Source organism: Sphingosinicella sp., from assembly GCF_013911755.1.
Classification (GTDB): Bacteria; Pseudomonadota; Alphaproteobacteria; order Sphingomonadales; family Sphingomonadaceae; genus Sphingosinicella.
In genome coordinates this window covers 195126-213359 of the sequence record NZ_JACESP010000002.1, presented here as the reverse complement: position 1 = coordinate 213359, position 18234 = coordinate 195126, and the positions used below count along the sequence as shown (strand labels likewise).

Sequence of the window (18234 nt, the reverse complement as noted above, 5' to 3'; positions counted from 1 at the left end):
ACAACTGCGCCGCCCGATACGATGAAGCTCAGCGCAGCCGCTCCGTCGCCTGCGCCAGCGCCACGTAGAGTTTGCCAAGGTCGGACGACAGCAGCGTCATCGAAAGCGCGTTGCCGTCGCGGTCCGCGTTGAAGCGACGGAGCATCGCCTCGAAATCGTGGATATAGCGGCGCACGCCATCGCGGAACTCGGCGTCTTCGCTGTAGCGGCGCGTGACTTCCTTGGCGTCGCGGTTCGTGAGGAGCTGCACGGCGCGGCGTGAGAAAACACCGCGTTCGCCCGCCAGATACTGCTTCCACGCCGTCTCGGTGACCTCCGCCGAAAGCCCCTTGGCGATATCGATCGAGGCGCTGTTGAGCGCTTCGACGAGCAGTTCGGACTGGCGGCCGATGTCCTTCCGAAGCGCCGCGTCGAGGTGCGAGTCCGCCTCGTTCACGCGCGTTTCGATCGCGGCCGCCGTCTCGGCGACGGAGACGAGCTGGCGCGACAGTCGCTCGGCGGCGGCCTGCGCGGCGTCGGCGCTGCGCTGGCCCGCCGCTTCCAGCGCTTTGATCTGCGTTTCCACCGGCTCGATCGCGCTCTGGCGCACAGCCTCGCGCGATGCCTTGGTCAGCGCCTCGCGCGCCTCCTCGACGACCGCTTCGAGCGCCGTTTTCACCGTTCCGGCCGTCTGCGCCGCGACCTCACGCACGCGCCCGAGCGCGTCGATCAACTGCGTCGTCGCGCTGAGCGCGGTGCTTTCCGCCGAGCGTTCGACGCCCGACAGGATGCCCTGCGCGGTCTCGATCTCGCCGCGCACCTTGGCCACCACGGCTTCGAGGCTTTCGCGCTGGTCTTCCAGCCCATCGAGCAGTTCGTCGATCGCCTTGCGTCCCGCGGCGATCGGCATGTTGATGGCGGCGGCGCGTTCCGCCACCCGGTCGACATCCTGCGAGAGGTTCGCCACCGAACCGCGCAGAGCGTCGATCGCACCGAGACCCTTTTCGGCGCTGGCGGGAACGCCATCAGACAAAGAGGCGAGCGCCTGTTCTGTCGCTTCGCGCACGGCGGCGAGCGAATCGCCGATCTCTTTCGCCGCGCCGCGCGTGGCGCCGAGCGGCGTGGAGAGCGAATCGATCTCACCGCGCACCTGCCCGATCCGCGCCGAGAGGCTGGCAAGCACGCTCTCGCTCGAATTCGCGGCATTGCCGAGCTTGGCGTCGAGCACGCTGAAACCGCGCTCGACCGTGTCGAGGAAACCGCGGCTGCCTGCGTCCTGCTCGGCGATGCGGCGGCTCAGTTCGGAAACGTGCTCGGCGATGCCCGTGATCCGGTTTGCGATGGTTTCGATCGCACGGCCGCCGATGTCTTCAAGATCGAGCGAGGTCCGCGAGATCGCTGCAGCGAGCGCCGCGGTCTGTGCTTCGACCCCGGCGCGCGTCGCTTCCAGCGCCTCGCCGGTTTTGGCGAGCGCGGCATCGCCGCTCGCTTCAAGTGTGGCGGCATAGCTGCCGAGCCGGCCTTCCGCCTCGCCGGCGGAGGTGGCGATGGCGGAAATCACGCTGGTGAGGCTTGCGGTCGCGGCCTTGGCCTGCGCGCCCGCTTCCTCGCTCCGTGCCCACACCGCGGCGAGCAGGTCTTCGGTTTCCTGAAGCTGCGTGCGTGCATCGGTGGCGCTCGTCGCGAGCAGCCCCGCGATGCGGTTCACCTGCGCTTCGGCTTCGGGCAGCGCGCTGGCAAGCGAATCGAAGCTGGCGCGCGCCTTGTCGCTGCTCTCCGCGAGCGCTGCAGAACTGGCGTCGATCGCGGCACGGTCTTCGGCGAGCGTCCCCGCAAGCGTGCGCGTGCGGTGAACGGCGGCGTCGGTGGCGCTGACGAAGCCTTCAACCTCGTCGGCGAACACCTTGCGCAGACCTTCGACGCGCAGGGTCACGGCCGCCAGCACCGAATCGATGCTTTCAAGCTGCGTGCGCGTTTCGCGCGCCGTCAGCGCGAAGCGTTCTTCGGCGGCTTCGATTCGCGCGAGCATTTCGCGCTGTTGCCCCGGCCAGACGCGCGCGGCGACGAGCGCGATCAGCCAGATCGCCGAAAGCGGCGCCGCGACACCGCCAGCGACGCCCGCCCATTCGGTCAGCGTCAGCGCGCCAACACCCGCCGAACCGGCGATCAGCCAGACGACGGCGGCGGCAAGCGCCAGCCAGGCGAGCGAGGCCAGCGAGGCGAACAGCAGCACGCGGCTCGAAAATGTCGGCACGGCCTCATCTATGGCCTCGTCATCCATCTGGCGCAGGCGCTTCATCGGCGCTGACGTATCCGGCGCGGCGTCGGGCACGGCGTTCTGCTGCCATGCGTAGTCCGGCGGAAGCTTTTCCGGAAACGACCGCCGACCGACTGGACTCATGGTGCACGACCCCCGCGAAACCTGTGTGTGAAAACCCCTTGCGCACCTGTCTATCATCGCCCGTGCGGACAGGACAGCCCGGCAATCGGCATTTGTCGACAGTTTGTTAACACTCGTCGTCGAACATGGGCGCATGAACCCCGAATCCGCCCCCGCTTTCCTGCCGCACCGCCTGCTCGAAATCACGGGCGGGGATACGGCGTTGTTCGACGATCTGATGTCGGAATTCCGCGAAAATTTGCCCGCCTACGCCGCCGACCTGCGCGCCGCGAAGGATCGGGCGGGCTGGAAAGCCGCCGCGCACCGCCTGAAAGGCGCGGCGCAGTCTATCGGCGCGGAGGCCATCGGCGCGATCGCGCTGCTTGCCGAGCTGTCGGCCCCTGGCGACAGCGCACTCCTTGCGCGTCTCGACTCCGAAATCCTGCGTTTCTCAAGATTCTAGAAACGTGGCTTCACGTTGCCGGCGCACGCGTTCGATCAGAACCGCTGCGAGGCTGAGGCCGAGGATTTCCCAAAGCCAGTACCAGAGCGGGCTTCCGGCCAGGCACGCGACGAAAATCGCGGACGTGCGTCCGCTCGCGCCCAGGATCGTGGCGCCCGCGAGCACAGGTCGAAGCCTTTCGATATAGCGCGCGCGCAGCGCCGGATCGGCGCCGAGCGCGGCATCGAGCGCATGCGCCCCCGGCATCAGCTTCGCCTGAAGCGCGTTGTAGCCGACTTCGAGGAAGCCGCCCACGGCCTCGCGCGGCGCAATGCCCGGCTGGCCCGCGCTGCGCCGGATGAACACTTCGCGTTGAAGCTCGTACCACGCCGCCTGCACGACATGCGCGGCGCCCGCAGCGACCGCGAGCGACAGGCTGACCGCGATTCCCACATGTTCGGCGGCGCTGAACGCCAGGCTCAGATAGACGAGGATGAACACGCTGTAGTCGCAGAAGCCATCCAGGAACCGCCCGAAATCGCTGCTGCGTCCCGTCGCGCGCGCCGTCATGCCGTCGAGGCCGTCGAAGACGTGCCAGGCAAGCATCGCCGCGAATCCGGCGAGCGCCATCACCGGCTTCTCATACTGGAAGTAAGCCCACGCGGCGACGATGCCGAAGCCGATTCCGGCGATCGAAATGGCGTTGGGCGGAATATGAAGCTTCACCGCAATCGGCAGCAGTGCCCGCGACACCGGGTGAATGACCGCGATGTTCAGCGGTTCCTCTATGCCGCGCGGGCGCCCGCCGTCTGCCGTGTCGATTGTGGAATGCATCGTGTGCGATGTGCGCTGCTCCGGGGAGTGTTGGCAAGTCCACTTGCTTGCCCTTATGGTCCGCCATCCATTCAGACCCGGAGACGTCGATGGCGCTTGTGGCGCTGCTCTATGCCCATCATTTCAGCGCCGGAGCGGACGAACCGCTGGCCGCGCTCGGCATCACGGGAATCGCCTCGGTGGATCGTCAGATCCGCCAGTGCCGCCGCGCGGGTGCGGAGCGCGTCGTCGTCATGGTGGAGCGCGTGACGCCGCGCCTCGCTGCCGCGCTCGACCGCGCACGGCGTGCGACGCCGGGGGTCGAGGTCGTTCACGGCGGCGACGGCGTTCGTGCCGCGATCCGCGAGGAAGACAGTGTGCTCTCACTCGATGAAGGCCTCGTCGCCGATGAGCGTGCGATCGCTGCCGTCGCGTGGGCGACCGGAGATGTCGTGCTCGGCGTCTGGATGGAGGCGGACGAACGACCGATCGCCGCGGAGCGAATCGCGTCGGACCGCTTCTTCGCGGGGCTCGCGCGCTTTCCGGGGCGCCTCGTTCGCAGCGTCGCGGGCCGCCTCGGCGACTGGGACATGCAGGCGACGCTGGTGCGCTCGGCGCTGGGGGAGGGGCCGCATACGCCAGTAGAGGTCGGGCGTATCCCCGCTTATTGTCCGTCGCGGCGGCGCGAGGTGCCGCTGCAATGGCGCCGCGCCGTCGATGCCGCGTCCGCCGATGCAGCGACCAACGACGCACTCGCCGCCGCGCAGAAGGGCATCCTCGATTGGCCCGCGCGCTTCATTCACCCGCCGATCGAAAACCTGCTCACGCGCCTGCTGCTCCCGACCCCGCTTACGCCCAACATGATTTCGGTGGGCGTGTTCCTGCTTGGCCTCGCGGCGATGGCGGCGTTCGCGCTCGGCCATTTGTGGATCGGCCTCATCCTCGCGCTCATCATCGGGCCGCTCGACGGCGTGGACGGCAAGCTTGCGCGCACGCGCGTCGAGTTCTCGAAATGGGGCGACCTCGAACATGTCGCGGACAAGGTCGTCGAGTACGGCTGGTTCGCGGCACTCGCTTATTATTTCAATTCGATCGGGCATGGCGGCGCATGGCCGCTCGCCGCGATCTGCGTGGGCTTCGCGCTCGCGGAAGCCGTGCAGGGCGAGTTCTTCCGGCGCTTCACGGGCAAGCAGATCGACGACGCCGGCGCGTTCGAACGGCGGTTCCGTCTCGTCGCCGGGCGCCGCAATACGTTCTTCTGGAGCCTTTTGCCGTTCGCGGCGTTTGGCGCCTGGTATGCGGGCTTTGCGATGATCGCAGCGTACAGCGCGATCACCTTTTTCGTCATGCAGGCGCGCTTCTTTGTCCGGCTTCAGGAGTATGGCAGCGAAAACAGCGATCAAATCGCCGCGAACTTTGCAAAGACGGCCTACACATTCTTGCCCGATTCTGCTGGCAACGCTAAGTGATCGTGTTCAACCGCGCAGTAGACGCGTCTCAGGATCTTTCCCATGCATGAAGTTAGAGTAGCGGTCGTTGGTATCGGCAACTGCGCAAGTTCGCTGGTTCAGGGGGTCGCCCATTATCAGAACGGCGGCGCGAACGAACAGATCGGCCTGCTGCACTGGGATCTCGGCGGTTATCGTCCGAAGGACATTCGTTTCGTTGCCGGTTGGGATATCGACCGCCGCAAGGTCGGGATGGATATTGCCGAAGCGATCTTCGCGAAGCCGAACTGCACCGCCGTGTTCTGCGATCATGTTCCCGAAACCGGCGCGCGCGTCCGCATGGGCCGTCTCCTCGACGGCGTCGGCGAGCACATGGCGGACTATCCCGATGATCGCACCTTCCTCGTGGCGGACGAGGCGGAGGCGGACAAGGACGAGGTCGTGCGCGTGCTGCGCGAAACCCGCGCCGACGTTCTGATGAACTATCTCCCCGTCGGCAGCCAGAAGGCCACCGAGTTCTATGCCGAATGCGCGCTCGAAGCCGGCGTCGCCTTCGTCAACAACATCCCGGTGTTCATCGCCAGCGATCCCGTCTGGGCGAAGCGCTTCGCGGATGCGGGTCTTCCCATCATCGGCGACGACATCAAGGCGCAGCTCGGCGCCACGATCGTCCACCGCGTGCTCACCGATCTGTTCGCCAAGCGCGGCGTGAAGCTCGACCGGACCTACCAGCTCAACACTGGCGGCAACACGGACTTCCTGAACATGCTGAACCGCACGCGGCTCGCCTCCAAGAAGGAGTCGAAGACCGAAGCGGTACAGTCGGTCGCCGCGCGCCGCATGGATGACGAGAACATCCACGTCGGCCCGTCGGACTATGTGGCGTGGCAGAACGACAACAAGGTCTGTTTCTTGCGCATGGAAGGTCAGCTCTTCGGCGGCGTTCCGATGAACCTCGAGCTGCGCCTGTCGGTGGAAGACAGCCCCAATTCGGCGGGCGTCGCCATCGACATGATCCGCTGTGCGAAGCTCGCGCTCGATCGCGGCCTCGCCGGGCCGATCGATGCGGCTGCCAGCTATTTCTGCAAGCACCCCCCGCGCCAGACGACCGACGACATCGCCTTCGCCGCGCTGGAGGCGTTCATCGCCGGCGGCGGCAAGCTGCACTAGGAACAGCGGCCCATGCAGGCCATCGTGCTTGCCGCCGGTTTCGGCAGCCGGCTGCGCAGTCACGCCCCGTCGAAGCCGCTTGCGGTCGTCGCGGGGCGTCCGCTGCTGCTGCACACGGCTTTGCGCCTTGCCGAAGCGGGCGTCGATGACGTCACGGTCGTGCTCGGGCACCGCGCGGAAGAGGTCGCAGCGGCCCTTGCCGAGTGGAATCTGCCGCTTGCCGTTCGAACGGTCACCGTCGCCGATCCCGCGCTGCCGAACGGCGTGTCCGCGCTGGCGGCTGCGCCCTTCATCACCGCGCGCGCGTTGCTGGTGATGGCCGACCATCTCGTCGACCCCGCGCTCTACCGCGCCGTGGCGGAGGCGCCCGCCGACGACGGCGCACTGCTGCTCGGCGTCGATCGCCGGATCGGCCACGCGTGGATCGACGAGGATGACGTCACGCGCGTCCGCACCGAAGGCGATGCCATCGTCGCCATCGGCAAGCATCTCGAACCGTTCAACGGCTACGACACCGGCGTGTTCTCCGTCGGCAGACCGCTGTTTGACGCGCTCGCCGGCCTTCCTGCACCCAGCCTGTCGCAGGGCGTTGCCGCGCTCGCCGCGTCCGGGCTTGCGCGTGCGGTCGAAACCGGGGATTGCGCTTGGCTCGATGTCGATGATGCACGGGCGCTGGATATTGCGGAGCGCTGGCTCGGCGCGGAAGGGGAGTGTGCTGCATGAAGTCTCTGGGTATAGCGGCCGCCGCCGTCCTGCTGTCGGCCATGCCCGCCGCCGCCGGGCCGTGGCTCGAAGCGGGCGACCGTCAGGTCCGCAGCGATGTCGAGCTTCTGAAGGCGGCTGGGCTGATCCGCGGCCCCGTCAACGCATGGCCGCTGCCGTGGGCGCAGGTCGCCGAAGGACTTGAGCGCGCCAAGGGCCAGACGTTGCCGTCGCACTTGGGCGCCGCCGTGCGCCGCCTTACGATCCTTTCCGAGCGTGACGGGCAGAAGAGCCGCTACGAGGTCCGCGCCCGCGCCACGAACCGGCCTTCGGTCGTCCGTGATTTCGGCGATACGGCGCGCGAGGACGGCGACGTCACGGTCCGCGCCGAGCACGAACTCGGCAAGCTCTACATCTCTTACGGCGTCGGCTGGCGCGAAGGCCAGCAGGGCCGCGACTTCCATTTCGAACCCGCGACGCTCGCACTCCCCATCGGCAACTGGGCGCTTTACGGCGGCTATGTCGACACATGGTGGGGCCCGGGCCACGACAGCGCGCTGCTCTTCTCCACCAACGCCCGCCCGATCCCGCGCGTCGGCATCAAGCGGCTGGTGCCCGAGCCGATCGACTTCCCGGTGCTCCGCTGGTTCGGCCCGTGGCGGCTCGATATTTTCGCGGGCATCGCGACCGAAACGCGCGCGGACTACAACAACCCGGCGATCGCCGGAATGCGTCTGTCGTTCGAACCCGTCCCCGGCCTCGAAATCGGCCTCAATCGCGGGCTTCAACTCTGCGGCAGCGGCCGTCCGTGCGGGCTCGGCACCATCTTCGACGCCGTCGTCGGCATCGGCGACGCCGACAACACGGGCACCTTGAACGAGCCCGGCAATCAGATCGCCGGCTTCGACATCAGCTACACGCGCATGATCGGCAATGTCGCCGTGCAGGCGTATACCGAGTGGGAAGCGGAGGACGAGGACAACCTCCTCATCGAGCAGTTCTCCCGCATGGCCGGGTTCACGCTGTCCGGCCCCATCGGCGATCAGGGCGCAAGCTGGACGCTGCTTGGCGAATGGTCCGACACGCTTGCGGTAAAGCTCGGCGGCGGTAAGACCTATCCGGGCAGCATGTATAACAATTTCATATACTTCGATGGCTTCACCTACCGCGACCGCGCGCTCGGCCACAGCCTCGATGGCGACAGCGAACTCTGGACCGCGGGTCTTTCCGTCACCGACGCGAAGAATCGGCGTTTTTACGGCACCTATCGCCGCGTCGACATCAACAAGACGAGCAACCTTCGGAACAACAACCTCTCGCTCAATCGCGAGACGTACAACGCCTTCGAAGTCGGTACCGAACTCCCCACCGCGTTCGGCGATATCAGCCTCGAGGCCCGCTACGATACCGACGCGCCGAACACGCCCGGCACCAGCGATGCGAAAACCGCGATTGAGATCGGTTGGCGTACGCGTTTCTAGCCAAGGTTAATCCAATTTTAGGTGCATCCCTCTAGGTTCGGCATCCTAGAAAAGATACGGGTTCGCACCAAAGAGGGGTTGCCTTGCCGCTGGATCGGCCAATCGACGTTCAGGCGCTGTTGGGTCTCGCTGCTGGCCGTTCCGGCGCGGCGCGGGCGCAGTTGGCGCACGCGATAACGGACCTGTTCCTGCCCGCGGCGCAGCGGCTCACCGATCAGCAACGCGCGCTGATGACAGATGTGCTCGGGCGTCTGCTCGGCACGGTCGAAATGGAGGTGCGCCGACACCTCGTCGAAGCGCTCGGGCGTTCGCCCGCATCGCAGCCCGATCTCGAAGCCCGGCTCGCGAGCGACAGCATCGAGGTGGCACGTCCGATCCTTGAACGCAGCAGTGTGGTTCGCAATCCCGCGCTGATGGACATCGTCATCCAGTGCGCGGAAGAACATCGCATGGCGATCGCGTTGCGCGAAACCGTCTCGCCGCCGCTCACCGAGGCGTTGGCCGAGCGTGGCCTCAAGGGCAGCGAGGACGACGTCCTCGAAGGCCTGATCCGCACCGAAGACCCCGTGCTGTCGCGCCGCGCGATGGAGCTTCTGGTCGCGGAGAGCAAGCGCAACGGCCAGTTCCAGCAGCCGCTCCTCACGCAGAACGATCTTCCCGCCGATCTCGCGCAAGAGGTTTACTGGTGGGTGGCCGCCGCGCTCCGCCGCCACATCCTCAAGAATTTCGTCATCGATCAGGCCGTGCTCGATCCGATGCTCGAACGCGCGGCAAAGCGCGCGATGGTGGAATACGACGACACGCAGTCCGTGCAGTCCCGCGCGCTCCAGCTCGCGCGGCGCCTCAATGAACTCGGCGAGCTGACGGATGGCTTCCTGCTTCGCACGCTGCGCCAGGGGCGACTTAGCCTGTTCACCGCGGCGTTCGCCGCCCGCGCGAAGATCGCTTTCAACACCGTGTGGCGGATCGTCACCGATCCGGCGAGCGAAAGCTTCATTGTGCTGGCGAAGGCGGTTGACGTCAGCCGCGACGCCACGGCGTCACTCGTGATCGTGCTCGGCGAACTTGGCAATGCGGCGAGCGCGCGTCCGCCCTCTGCGGTCGCGGAAATCCTCCGTCTTCACGACGACCTCGATGTCGCCGCCGCGCGCCGCGTGCTGCACTACTGGCAGCTCGATGCCGGGCTTCGGCAGGCGATCGACGATCTGAATGAGGGCGACGCGTAGCGGCCATGTTCGAGCCGCGCGACATCCGCCCCGGCCATGCGAGCGCGCTCGATGCGCTTGCTGCAGCAGACCCTGCGCTTGCGGGCGCGACTGTGTTCGAATGTTTGCCCACCGGCGCGCTCCTCGAAGCCAACGCCGCCTACGCCGAGCTTGAACGTGCCGCCCTGCTCGCGCCCGGCGAACTTGCTGCCCAGCTGGTCGCTGCGCTGGCACCGGGAGGAGAATCGGTTTCCGCAAGCTTCACTCTTGAGCTTTTGGGCAATCCACGTCATTTTCACGTTCGTTTCGTGCCCGTGTCGACACTGGCCCGCAACGAGTTGAAATTCGTGGGAATCATGCGGGAATCGTCCATCACGATTGAGCAGCGGGAGCGCGATACCCTTGCCGGCTGGCAGGGCGATGAGCTCGTGCGCGTCAATTCGGACTGGTATTGGGAGACGGACAGCCGCGGCACGCTGACCTCGATTTCACGCGCGCTCGAGCTTTTGGTCGGTCAGCCCGCGGGCGCGCTTCTCGGTCGGCCACTCACCGCCATCGGCACGCTTCTGCGCGGCGAGAACGGTGAAGTGCCCTATGAATCCGCGCAGGCGCGCGGTTCCAGCTTCCGCGATCAGCTGATGTCCGTCACCACTCAGGGCGGCGCCACGCGGCTTTACCGTCTGGCGGGGGTCGCGGTGCCCACGAAGGACGGTGGCTGCGGCTATCGCGGCGTCGCGGCGGTGGTGCCGGACAGCGCGCGACTCATCGAGCGGATGCGCTCTGAGCTTGGGCGCACCGCCAAGGCCAATTTCCTCTCGTCGATGAGCCACGAGCTCCGCACGCCGCTCAATGCCATCATCGGTTTCGCCGAGGCAATGAACCACGAAGTCCATGGCCCCCTGAAGGCGCAGTACGTCGAATATGCGGGCGATATCGCCAACGCGGGGCGTCATCTACTCGGCCTCATTCAGGATCTGCTCGACATCTCCAGCCTCGATTCGGGCGAGATCGATCTCGAAACCGAGGATTTCGACCTTGCCAAGCTCGTCGAACAGGCGCGTGCGATGGTCCAGATGAAGGCGTCGGCGCGGAGCATCGACATCAAGGCAGTCGCGCTCGATGCGCCGATGCGGGCCCGGGGTGATCGCCGCCGCACGCTGCAGATTCTCGTCAACCTGCTCACCAATGCCGTCAAGTTCACGCCCGAAGGCGGTTTTGTCGGCGCCGAGCCGGCGACGACGCTGCCCGGCCATGTCGCCGTCACGGTCTGGGATTCCGGCCCCGGCATCGCGCCCGAAGACCAGGCCCGCGTGTTCGAAAAGTTCGAGCAGCTGCCGAAGCCGCCCTATGTGGCGAGCGGCGAGGGCACGGGCCTTGGCCTCCACATCTCCCGGCGCCTTGCCGAGCTCATGGATGGTGGCCTCACGCTCGAAAGCCACAAGGACATGGGCGCGCGCTTCACGCTCACACTTCCGGCGGCGGGCTGACGCGCTGCACGTATGGGCCTCATCGACACGGCCTTCGTATCGGCAAATCTCTGGCTCCTCGGTCTCGTTTTCTTCGCCGCCATGTCCGCGCTCGCATGGCTCGGCGCCTCGCTTCGCCAGCGCGCACGCGGCGAACGCGACGGGGAAGGGGAGCGGGAGGGATACTTGCTTTCCGCCGCTCTCGCGCTGCTCGGGCTGCTGATCGCGTTCACCTTTTCGCTGGCGCTCAATCGCTATGATACGCGCCGCGCGATGGTGGTGACCGAAGCCAACGCCATCGGCACCGCCTGGCTCCGTGCCGGGCTTGCGGGCGTCGAGACCGGTCCTGCTCTGCAAGCCGCCGTCGCGCGCTATACGGATGTGCGGCTGAAACTGCCGAATGGGAACGGTCACGCGGCAGCCGTCGAAGCGGAGACGGAGAGGGTGCAGGCCGCGCTCTGGGCAGATATGCGGAACGCCATCCGCGATACGCCGCCGCCCATTGCAAGCACGATCATCACCGCCACCAACGAGATGTTCGACGCAGCAAGCGCCCGCAAGGCAGAGCGCGCGGCGCGGATTCCAGGCCGCGTGGTCGAGGTGCTGATCCTCTATGCGCTGATGTCCGCAGGGATCGTCGGCTATGTGCTCGGCGGTTCCGGGCGTCGTCACCGCGTCGTCACCACGATCCTGTTCGCGCTCCTCACGCTCGCGCTGCTGCTGATCCTCGACCTCGACAGACCGTGGAGCGGCGGCATCACCGTGCCCCAGCAGCCGATGCTCGACGCCCGCGCCGCGATGCGCTGACCTGCCAACGAAAACGGGCGCCCGAAGGCGCCCGTCCGTTTCCTGCGCGAAGCCTTCGGCTCAGCGGCTCGTGATCTCCACGTAATCACGTGCCGTCGCGCCCGTGTAGAGCTGGCGCGGGCGGCCGATCTTCTGTGCCGGGTCTTCGATCATCTCGTTCCACTGCGCTACCCAGCCGACGGTACGGGCGAGTGCGAAGAGCACGGTGAACATCGAGGTCGGGAAGCCGATCGCCGAGAGGATGACGCCCGAGTAGAAGTCGACGTTCGGGTAGAGCTTCTTCTCGATGAAATATTCGTCGTTGAGCGCGATGTGCTCCAGCTCGCGCGCCACGTCGAACACCGGATCGGTGACACCCAGCTTGGCGAGAACTTCGTTCGCCGTCTTCTGCATCACCTTCGCGCGCGGGTCGTAGTTCTTGTAGACGCGGTGGCCGAAGCCCATCAGGCGGAAGGGGTCATCCTTGTCCTTGGCGCGCTTGATGTATTCCGGGATCTTGTCGGGCGTGCCGATCTCGCGCAGCATTTCGAGCGCGGCCTCGTTGGCGCCGCCATGCGCCGGGCCCCACAGGCAGGCAATACCCGCTGCGATGCACGCGAACGGGTTGGCGCCCGACGAACCGGCAAGGCGCACGGTCGAGGTCGAGGCGTTCTGCTCGTGGTCGGCGTGGAGGATGAAAATCTTGTCCATCGCCTTCTCGATCACGGGGTCGACCTCATAGGTTTCCGCCGGCACGCCGAAGGTCATGCGCAGGAAGTTGCCCGTGTAGGAGAGGCTGTTGTCCGGGTAGAGGAACGGCTGGCCGACTGAATATTTGTACGCCATCGCCGCAATGGTCGGCATCTTGGCGATCAGGCGGTGGCTGGCGATCCGGCGCTGGACGGGATCGTTGATGTCGGTCGAGTCGTGATAAAACGCCGAAAGCGCGCCGACGACGCCGCACATGATCGCCATCGGGTGCGCGTCGCGCCGGAAGCCGCGATAGAACATCGCCAGCTGTTCGTGGATCATCGTGTGCCGCGTGATCGTGCGCACGAACTCGTCATACTCGTTCGGGTTCGGCAGCTCGCCGCGCATCAGCAGGTACGCGACCTCCATGAAGCTCGACTTTTCCGCGAGCTGGTCGATCGGGTAGCCGCGGTGCAGCAGCACGCCCTGGTCGCCGTCGATGTAGGTGATCTTCGATTCGCACGAGGCCGTGGACGTGAAGCCGGGGTCGTAGGTGAACGCGCCGGTGTTGCCATAAAGCTTGCGGATATCGACGACGTCCGGACCAACGGAGCCCGAAAGCACCGGGTAATCGCTGGCCTTGCCGCCCAGATCCAGCTTCGCAGTCGTGTTGCTCATGGCTCGCTCACCCTTCCGTTTTCGTTGGCGGTCTAGGCCGTCTTTCCAACCTGATCGTCTATCCTGCCGAGGCTCTCATCGCGCCCCATCACTTCAAGCACTTCGAATATACCCGGCGAGATTGTTGTTCCCGTTAACGCCGCGCGCAGTGGCTGCGCGAACTTGCCGAGACCGGTTTGTTCGCGCTCCGCGAAGGTCCGCACAGCATCTTCGATGGCTGCGGCCGTCCATTCGCCGACCCCGGCGATGACCTCCCGCAGTGCCGCGAGGCGCCCCCTGCCGGCGCTGTCTAGCAACCCTTCGGCCTTTTCGTCGAGTGTTATTGGGCGCTGCCGAAACAGAAAGATGCTCGAGTCGGCCAACTCATTCAAATCTTTTGCTCTTACCTTCAGATGCGGCATTGTGCGGAGCAGCAAGTCCGTCTCGTCCGGCGTCAGATCGCGCGCCAGCGTGGCGGCGATCCTGCGTTCGATCAGCCCCACCAGCCGCGCGTCGTCGGCGATGCGCAGATAGTGCCCGTTGACGTTCTCGAGCTTCTTGAAGTCGAGTCGCGCCGGGTTGCGGCCGATGCCCTCGAGCGTGAAGACGGCGGCGGCCTCCTCGCGCGTGAAGAACTCCTGGTCGCCGTGCCCCCAGCCGAGCCGCAGCAGGTAGTTCTCCAGCGCCTCGGGCAGGAACCCCATGTCGCGGTACGCGTCGACCCCGAGCGCGCCGTGCCGCTTCGAAAGCTTCGCCCCATCCGCGCCGTGGATCAGCGGCACGTGCGCGTAGGCAGGCTCAGCCCAGCCGAGCGCACGAATGAGCGCGAGCTGCCGGAACGCGTTGTTCAGATGATCGTCCCCGCGGATCACGTGCGTGATGCCCATGTCGTAGTCATCGACCACGACCGCCAGCATATAGGTCGGCGTCCCGTCCGATCGCAGCAGCACGAAATCGTCGAGCTCGGCGTTCTTCACCGTCACCGCGCCCTGCACGGCGTCGTGAATCGTCACTTCGCCCTCCTGCGGCGCCTTCAGGCGGATCACATAGGGCGCGCCTTCGGGCGCCTCGGAGGGATCGCGGTCCCGCCAGCGCCCATCGTAGCGGAGAGGCCGCTTCTCGGCCCGCGCGGTCTCGCGCATCTGCTCCAGCTCTTCGGGGGTCGCGAAACATTTGTAAGCGCCGCCCGTCTCCAGCAGGCTCCGCGCCACCTCCGCGTGCCGCGCTTCACGCTCCGACTGGTAGACGATCTCGCCGTCCCAATCGAGGTTCAGCCACGAAAGTCCGTCGATGATCGCGTCGATCGCCTCCTTCGTGGAACGCGCCTTGTCGGTATCCTCGATGCGCAGCTTGAACGTCCCGCCGGTCGCCTTCGCATAGAGCAGGTTGAACAGCGCGGTGCGCGCGCCGCCGATATGGAGGAAGCCGGTCGGGCTCGGTGCGAAGCGGGTGACGACCGGGGTTTTGGCGCTTGCGCCCATGAATATCCTGTCCGAAACTGAAGAAAGTCGCGGGGGCTCTAACATAACGCTGCCAGCCGTTCAAACCGGGCCGGTCGAGGCCGGAGCGTCGCCGCGTGCGCGTCTGTTCCGCCTGCACGAAGCCATCGAAATCTGGCTCGCGGAGGAACGCCACCAGCTCGTGCTGTTCGCCCCCGTCGCGCTCGGGCTCGGCATCGCGGCGTGGTTCATGCTGCCCACCGCGCGCGACTGGCAAGCGGCGATGCTCATCGGCGGCGCGCTTGCCGTGTTCGGCCTGCTGGCAAATGGCCTCCCGCGTATCACCATTGCCGTCTTCGGCCTGCTTTTTGCGCTCGGCATCGGCACCGCGTGGCTGCGTGCCGAGCAGGTCCGTGCGCCGGTCATCGAACGCACATGGCGCGCGCTCATGATCGAGGCCACCGTCGAAGCCGTCGAACCGCGCCCGGCGGAGGGGCGCACGCGCCTGCGCCTCATCGGCATGTCGGGTCTGCCGGGCCTCACCGCGCGCATCGGCATTCGCGGCGATGCGCCGGCGGGTATCGCCCCCGGCGCGCGCGTCGCCCTGCGCGCCTCGCTCTCACCGCCGCCCGGGCCGAACATTCCCGGCGGCTATCATTTCGCGCGCCGCGCGTGGTTCGACGGCATCGGCGCCGTCGGATACGCGCTTTCGGACGTCGCCGTCGTTGCGCCCGCGCCGCCGAGGCCCGGCCTCGTCCGCCGCTTCGAGGCCTTCCGCAGCGCGCTTACCAAACGCCTGCAGGATAGCGTCGGCGGCAGGGAGGGGGGCCTTGCCGCCGCGCTCGTCACCGGCGACCGCGGCGGCATCCCCGAAGACGTCACCGAAGCGATGCGCGACAGCGGCCTCGCGCACCTCATCTCGATCTCGGGGCTGCACATCGCCGTCGTGGTCGGCGGCGTGCTCTGGGCCACGCGCCGCCTGCTCGCGCAGAGCGAACGCCTTGCGCTCAATATGAACATCAAGCTGATCGCCGCGCTTGCCGCTGCAGTCGCAGGTATCGGCTACACACTGATTGCGGGCGCGGAGGTGCCGACGGTGCGCTCGTGCATCGCCGTCCTCATCGTGCTCGTTGGCCTCGCACTGGGGCGAGAGGCGATTTCGCTGCGCCTTGTCGCGGCGGGGGCCTTTTTCATCCTCCTCGTCCGCCCCGATTTCCTGCTCGGGCCAAGCTTCCAGCTCAGCTTCGCCGCCGTCACGGCGATCGTCGCACTCTACGAGTCGCCGCTCGGACGCCGCTTCAATGCCGGAAAAGAGGCGGGCCGCGCCCTGCGCCTGTGGCGCGGCGTCCTCGCGCTCCTCGCCACCGGTATCGCTGCCGAGATCGCGCTCGCGCCGATCGCCTTTTTCCACTTCAACCAGATGGGCCTCTACGGCGTCGCTGCGAACCTCGCCGCGATCCCGCTCACCAGCTTCGTGATCCTGCCGCTGCTCGGCCTCTCGGTGTTCCTCGGCGCGGTCGGGCTCGCCGCGCCCATCGACTGGCTGCTCGGCCATGCGCTCGATCTGCTCATTCGCGTTGCCGAGATCGCGGCGGCGATGCCCGGCGCCGTCTCCAGGCTCCCCGCCGCGCCGGACTGGGCGTTCGCCGTGCTGATCCTCGGCGGCGTCTGGTTCTGTCTCTGGCAGACGCGACGCCGCTGGCTGGCGCTGGTTCCCGTCGCGATCGGCGCTGTGGGCATGGCGGCTGCGCAGCCGCCCGACCTCATCGTCGATGGGGACGGCAAACACCTCGCCGTGGTGCGGGACGGAAAGGTCGCGCTCCTGCGCTCGCGCGCCGGGGATTACGTGCGTTCGATGTGGGCGGACGCGGCGGGGGAGGCGATCAGCGGCAATCTCGAAACCCTGCCGGACGCGCGCTGCACGCCCGATGCCTGCACCGCGCGCATCATGGCGGGCGGCCGTGCATGGACGCTGCTCGCAACACGCTCAGGCCTTCTCATCGACCGCGCCGCGTTCGAACCCGCCTGCGCCGCGGCAGACATCGTCGTCAGCGATCGCCTGCTGCCATACTGGTGTGCGCCGCGCTGGCTGAAGCTCGACCGCGCCGCGCTCGGCGAAACCGGCGCGCTGTCGATCTGGCTGGATGGGCCGCGCATCCGCTCGGTCGCGCGTGAGGACGGGGTACATCCCTGGGCACGGCATAAGCCCGCCCGGGAAGGCGGGGGCAGGTTGCAGCGCGCGCCAGAATAGGATACCCCCCTATGCTATGGCACATCTTCAGGAAACCGAACGCAAGGACCGCCTTGTTGCACGTGTCCGCCGCATCGCCGGACAGGTCGCCGCGATCGAGCGGGCGATCACCGGCGAGGCGCCGTGCAGCGAAACGCTGCATCTCGCCGCCGCCGTGCGCGGTGCCGTTGCCGGACTGATGGATGAACTCGTCGAGGATCACCTGCGCGCGCACGTCGCAGCACCCGGGCTGAGCGATGCAGAGCGTGCGGCGGGTGCAGACGAGCTTGCCACCGTGCTCAAGCGGCACATGCGCTGAAGTGGAGGCGAGATTGAGCGGACTTCCCGGCATCGCCGATGGTGCCCATTCCCACGATTTCCTCGGCAAGAACCACGACGCGAACGCGCGCCGCACGCTCTGGGTGGTGCTGCTGACGGCCGTGATGATGGTCGCCGAGATCATCGCAGGCTACGCGACAGGCTCGATGGCGCTGCTTGCGGACGGCTTCCACATGGCGACGCACGCCGGCGCGCTCGGCATCGCCGCGATCGCCTATGCCTATGCACGCCGCAATGTCGATAGTCCGCGCTATTCGTTCGGCACCGGCAAGGTCGGCGACCTCGCGGGCTTTGCGTCCGCGCTCGTGCTCGGCGTCATCGCGCTTGGCATTGCGTTCGAATCCGCGCTCCGGCTCGCGCGTCCTGTCGATGTCGCGTTCGGCGAAGCGACGATCGTTGCCGTGGTCGGGCTTGCCGTCAATCTCGTCAGCGCCGCGCTTTTGTCGGGCGGCCATCATCACGGACACAGCCACGGCCACGATCACCATCATGATCATCATGGCCACGGCCATCACGGCCATCACGGCCATCATCACAGCGACAATAATCTCCGCGCCGCCTATCTGCATGTGCTCGCCGATGCGCTCACGTCAGTTCTCGCCATCGCCGCGCTGCTCGCCGGGCGATATGGCGGCTGGGTCTGGCTTGATCCGGTCATGGGCATCGTCGGCGCCGTCGTGATCGCGCGCTGGTCGTGGACGCTGATGCGCGATACGTCAGCCGTTCTGCTCGATGCCGCCGATCCACACCTCGTCGCGGAAATCCGGGAATGTGTGGAAACGGGCGACGCCAGCATCCGCGATCTTCACGTCTGGCAGGTCGGCCCCGGGGTTCACGCGGCGATCGTTTCCGTATCCGGCATCCCGCCGGAAACCGCCCGCGAACGCCTGCGTCCCGTACACGAACTCGCGCACCTCACCATCGAGGCGCGGTAATTCAGAAAATGATGCGCCGAAAATGTTGGATTTCGGCGGCCCGGAGCGGAGCGTACGAAAGGTACGTGAGCA

15 protein-coding genes are annotated in these 18234 nt (G+C 66.9%); 11 read left to right on the top strand and 4 right to left on the bottom strand.

The window, feature by feature from the left end; all coding sequences use genetic code 11:
• Window positions 1-28: 28 nt before the first annotated feature.
• Window positions 29-2380: a hypothetical protein gene (locus H2052_RS02765; RefSeq protein WP_293777777.1), complete on the bottom strand. Its 2352-nt coding sequence runs from the start codon at window positions 2378-2380 to the stop codon at window positions 29-31.
• Between the two features lie 133 nt (window positions 2381-2513).
• On the opposite strand from H2052_RS02765, the gene H2052_RS02760 reads away from it, so the two are divergent.
• Window positions 2514-2822 (top strand): Hpt domain-containing protein, encoded by a 309-nt coding sequence (locus H2052_RS02760; RefSeq protein ID WP_293777774.1) that lies wholly within the window; start codon window positions 2514-2516, stop codon window positions 2820-2822.
• Here the strand turns inward: H2052_RS02760 and H2052_RS02755 are convergent.
• Window positions 2811-3635, bottom strand: a complete 825-nt coding sequence (locus H2052_RS02755; RefSeq protein WP_293777771.1) for a CDP-alcohol phosphatidyltransferase family protein — start codon at window positions 3633-3635, stop codon at window positions 2811-2813. The genes H2052_RS02760 and H2052_RS02755 overlap by 12 nt on opposite strands.
• Window positions 3636-3724: 89 nt before the next feature.
• Between H2052_RS02755 and H2052_RS02750 the strand changes: the two genes are divergently transcribed.
• From H2052_RS02750 to H2052_RS02720, 7 genes are all read left to right on the top strand, one after another.
• Window positions 3725-5083 (top strand): CDP-alcohol phosphatidyltransferase family protein, encoded by a 1359-nt coding sequence (locus H2052_RS02750; RefSeq protein ID WP_293777768.1) that lies wholly within the window; start codon window positions 3725-3727, stop codon window positions 5081-5083.
• A gap of 42 nt (window positions 5084-5125) precedes the next feature.
• On the top strand, window positions 5126-6232 hold the full coding sequence (locus tag H2052_RS02745) for an inositol-3-phosphate synthase (protein ID WP_293777765.1): 1107 nt from the start codon (window positions 5126-5128) through the stop codon (window positions 6230-6232).
• Window positions 6233-6244: 12 nt separating this feature from the next.
• Window positions 6245-6955, top strand: coding sequence for an NTP transferase domain-containing protein (locus H2052_RS02740; protein ID WP_293777762.1), 711 nt, complete (start codon window positions 6245-6247; stop codon window positions 6953-6955).
• Window positions 6952-8415 carry a capsule assembly Wzi family protein gene (locus H2052_RS02735; RefSeq protein ID WP_293777760.1) on the top strand — a complete coding sequence of 488 codons (1464 nt, stop codon included), beginning with the start codon at window positions 6952-6954 and terminating at the stop codon, window positions 8413-8415. Before H2052_RS02740 ends, H2052_RS02735 begins: the two co-directional genes overlap by 4 nt.
• An 83-nt stretch (window positions 8416-8498) precedes the next feature.
• Complete coding sequence (locus H2052_RS02730; RefSeq protein WP_293777758.1) at window positions 8499-9641, top strand: DUF2336 domain-containing protein; 1143 nt, start codon at window positions 8499-8501, stop codon at window positions 9639-9641.
• A gap of 5 nt (window positions 9642-9646) precedes the next feature.
• Complete coding sequence (locus H2052_RS02725; protein ID WP_293777756.1) at window positions 9647-11107, top strand: HAMP domain-containing sensor histidine kinase; 1461 nt, start codon at window positions 9647-9649, stop codon at window positions 11105-11107.
• 12 nt (window positions 11108-11119) lie between these two features.
• On the top strand, window positions 11120-11893 hold the full coding sequence (locus H2052_RS02720; RefSeq protein WP_293777754.1) for a hypothetical protein: 774 nt from the start codon (window positions 11120-11122) through the stop codon (window positions 11891-11893).
• A gap of 60 nt (window positions 11894-11953) precedes the next feature.
• Here H2052_RS02720 and H2052_RS02715 read toward each other — a convergent pair whose 3' ends face one another.
• Together H2052_RS02715 and gltX are read right to left on the bottom strand one after the other, a co-directional pair.
• Window positions 11954-13240 carry a citrate synthase gene (locus H2052_RS02715; RefSeq protein ID WP_293777751.1) on the bottom strand — a complete coding sequence of 429 codons (1287 nt, stop codon included), beginning with the start codon at window positions 13238-13240 and terminating at the stop codon, window positions 11954-11956.
• 32 nt (window positions 13241-13272) lie between these two features.
• Complete coding sequence (gene gltX / locus H2052_RS02710; protein WP_293777748.1) at window positions 13273-14700, bottom strand: glutamate--tRNA ligase; 1428 nt, start codon at window positions 14698-14700, stop codon at window positions 13273-13275.
• On the opposite strand from gltX, the gene H2052_RS02705 reads away from it, so the two are divergent.
• The 3 genes from H2052_RS02705 to dmeF are packed head-to-tail and all read left to right on the top strand — an operon-like array spanning window position 14699 to window position 18162.
• On the top strand, window positions 14699-16909 hold the full coding sequence (locus H2052_RS02705) for a ComEC/Rec2 family competence protein (protein ID WP_293777745.1): 2211 nt from the start codon (window positions 14699-14701) through the stop codon (window positions 16907-16909). The genes gltX and H2052_RS02705 overlap by 2 nt on opposite strands.
• Window positions 16910-16925: 16 nt before the next feature.
• Window positions 16926-17207: a metal/formaldehyde-sensitive transcriptional repressor gene (locus H2052_RS02700; protein WP_293777743.1), complete on the top strand. Its 282-nt coding sequence runs from the start codon at window positions 16926-16928 to the stop codon at window positions 17205-17207.
• Window positions 17208-17220: 13 nt separating this feature from the next.
• Window positions 17221-18162: a CDF family Co(II)/Ni(II) efflux transporter DmeF gene (dmeF, locus tag H2052_RS02695; RefSeq protein WP_293777741.1), complete on the top strand. Its 942-nt coding sequence runs from the start codon at window positions 17221-17223 to the stop codon at window positions 18160-18162.
• Window positions 18163-18234: the final 72 nt, after the last annotated feature.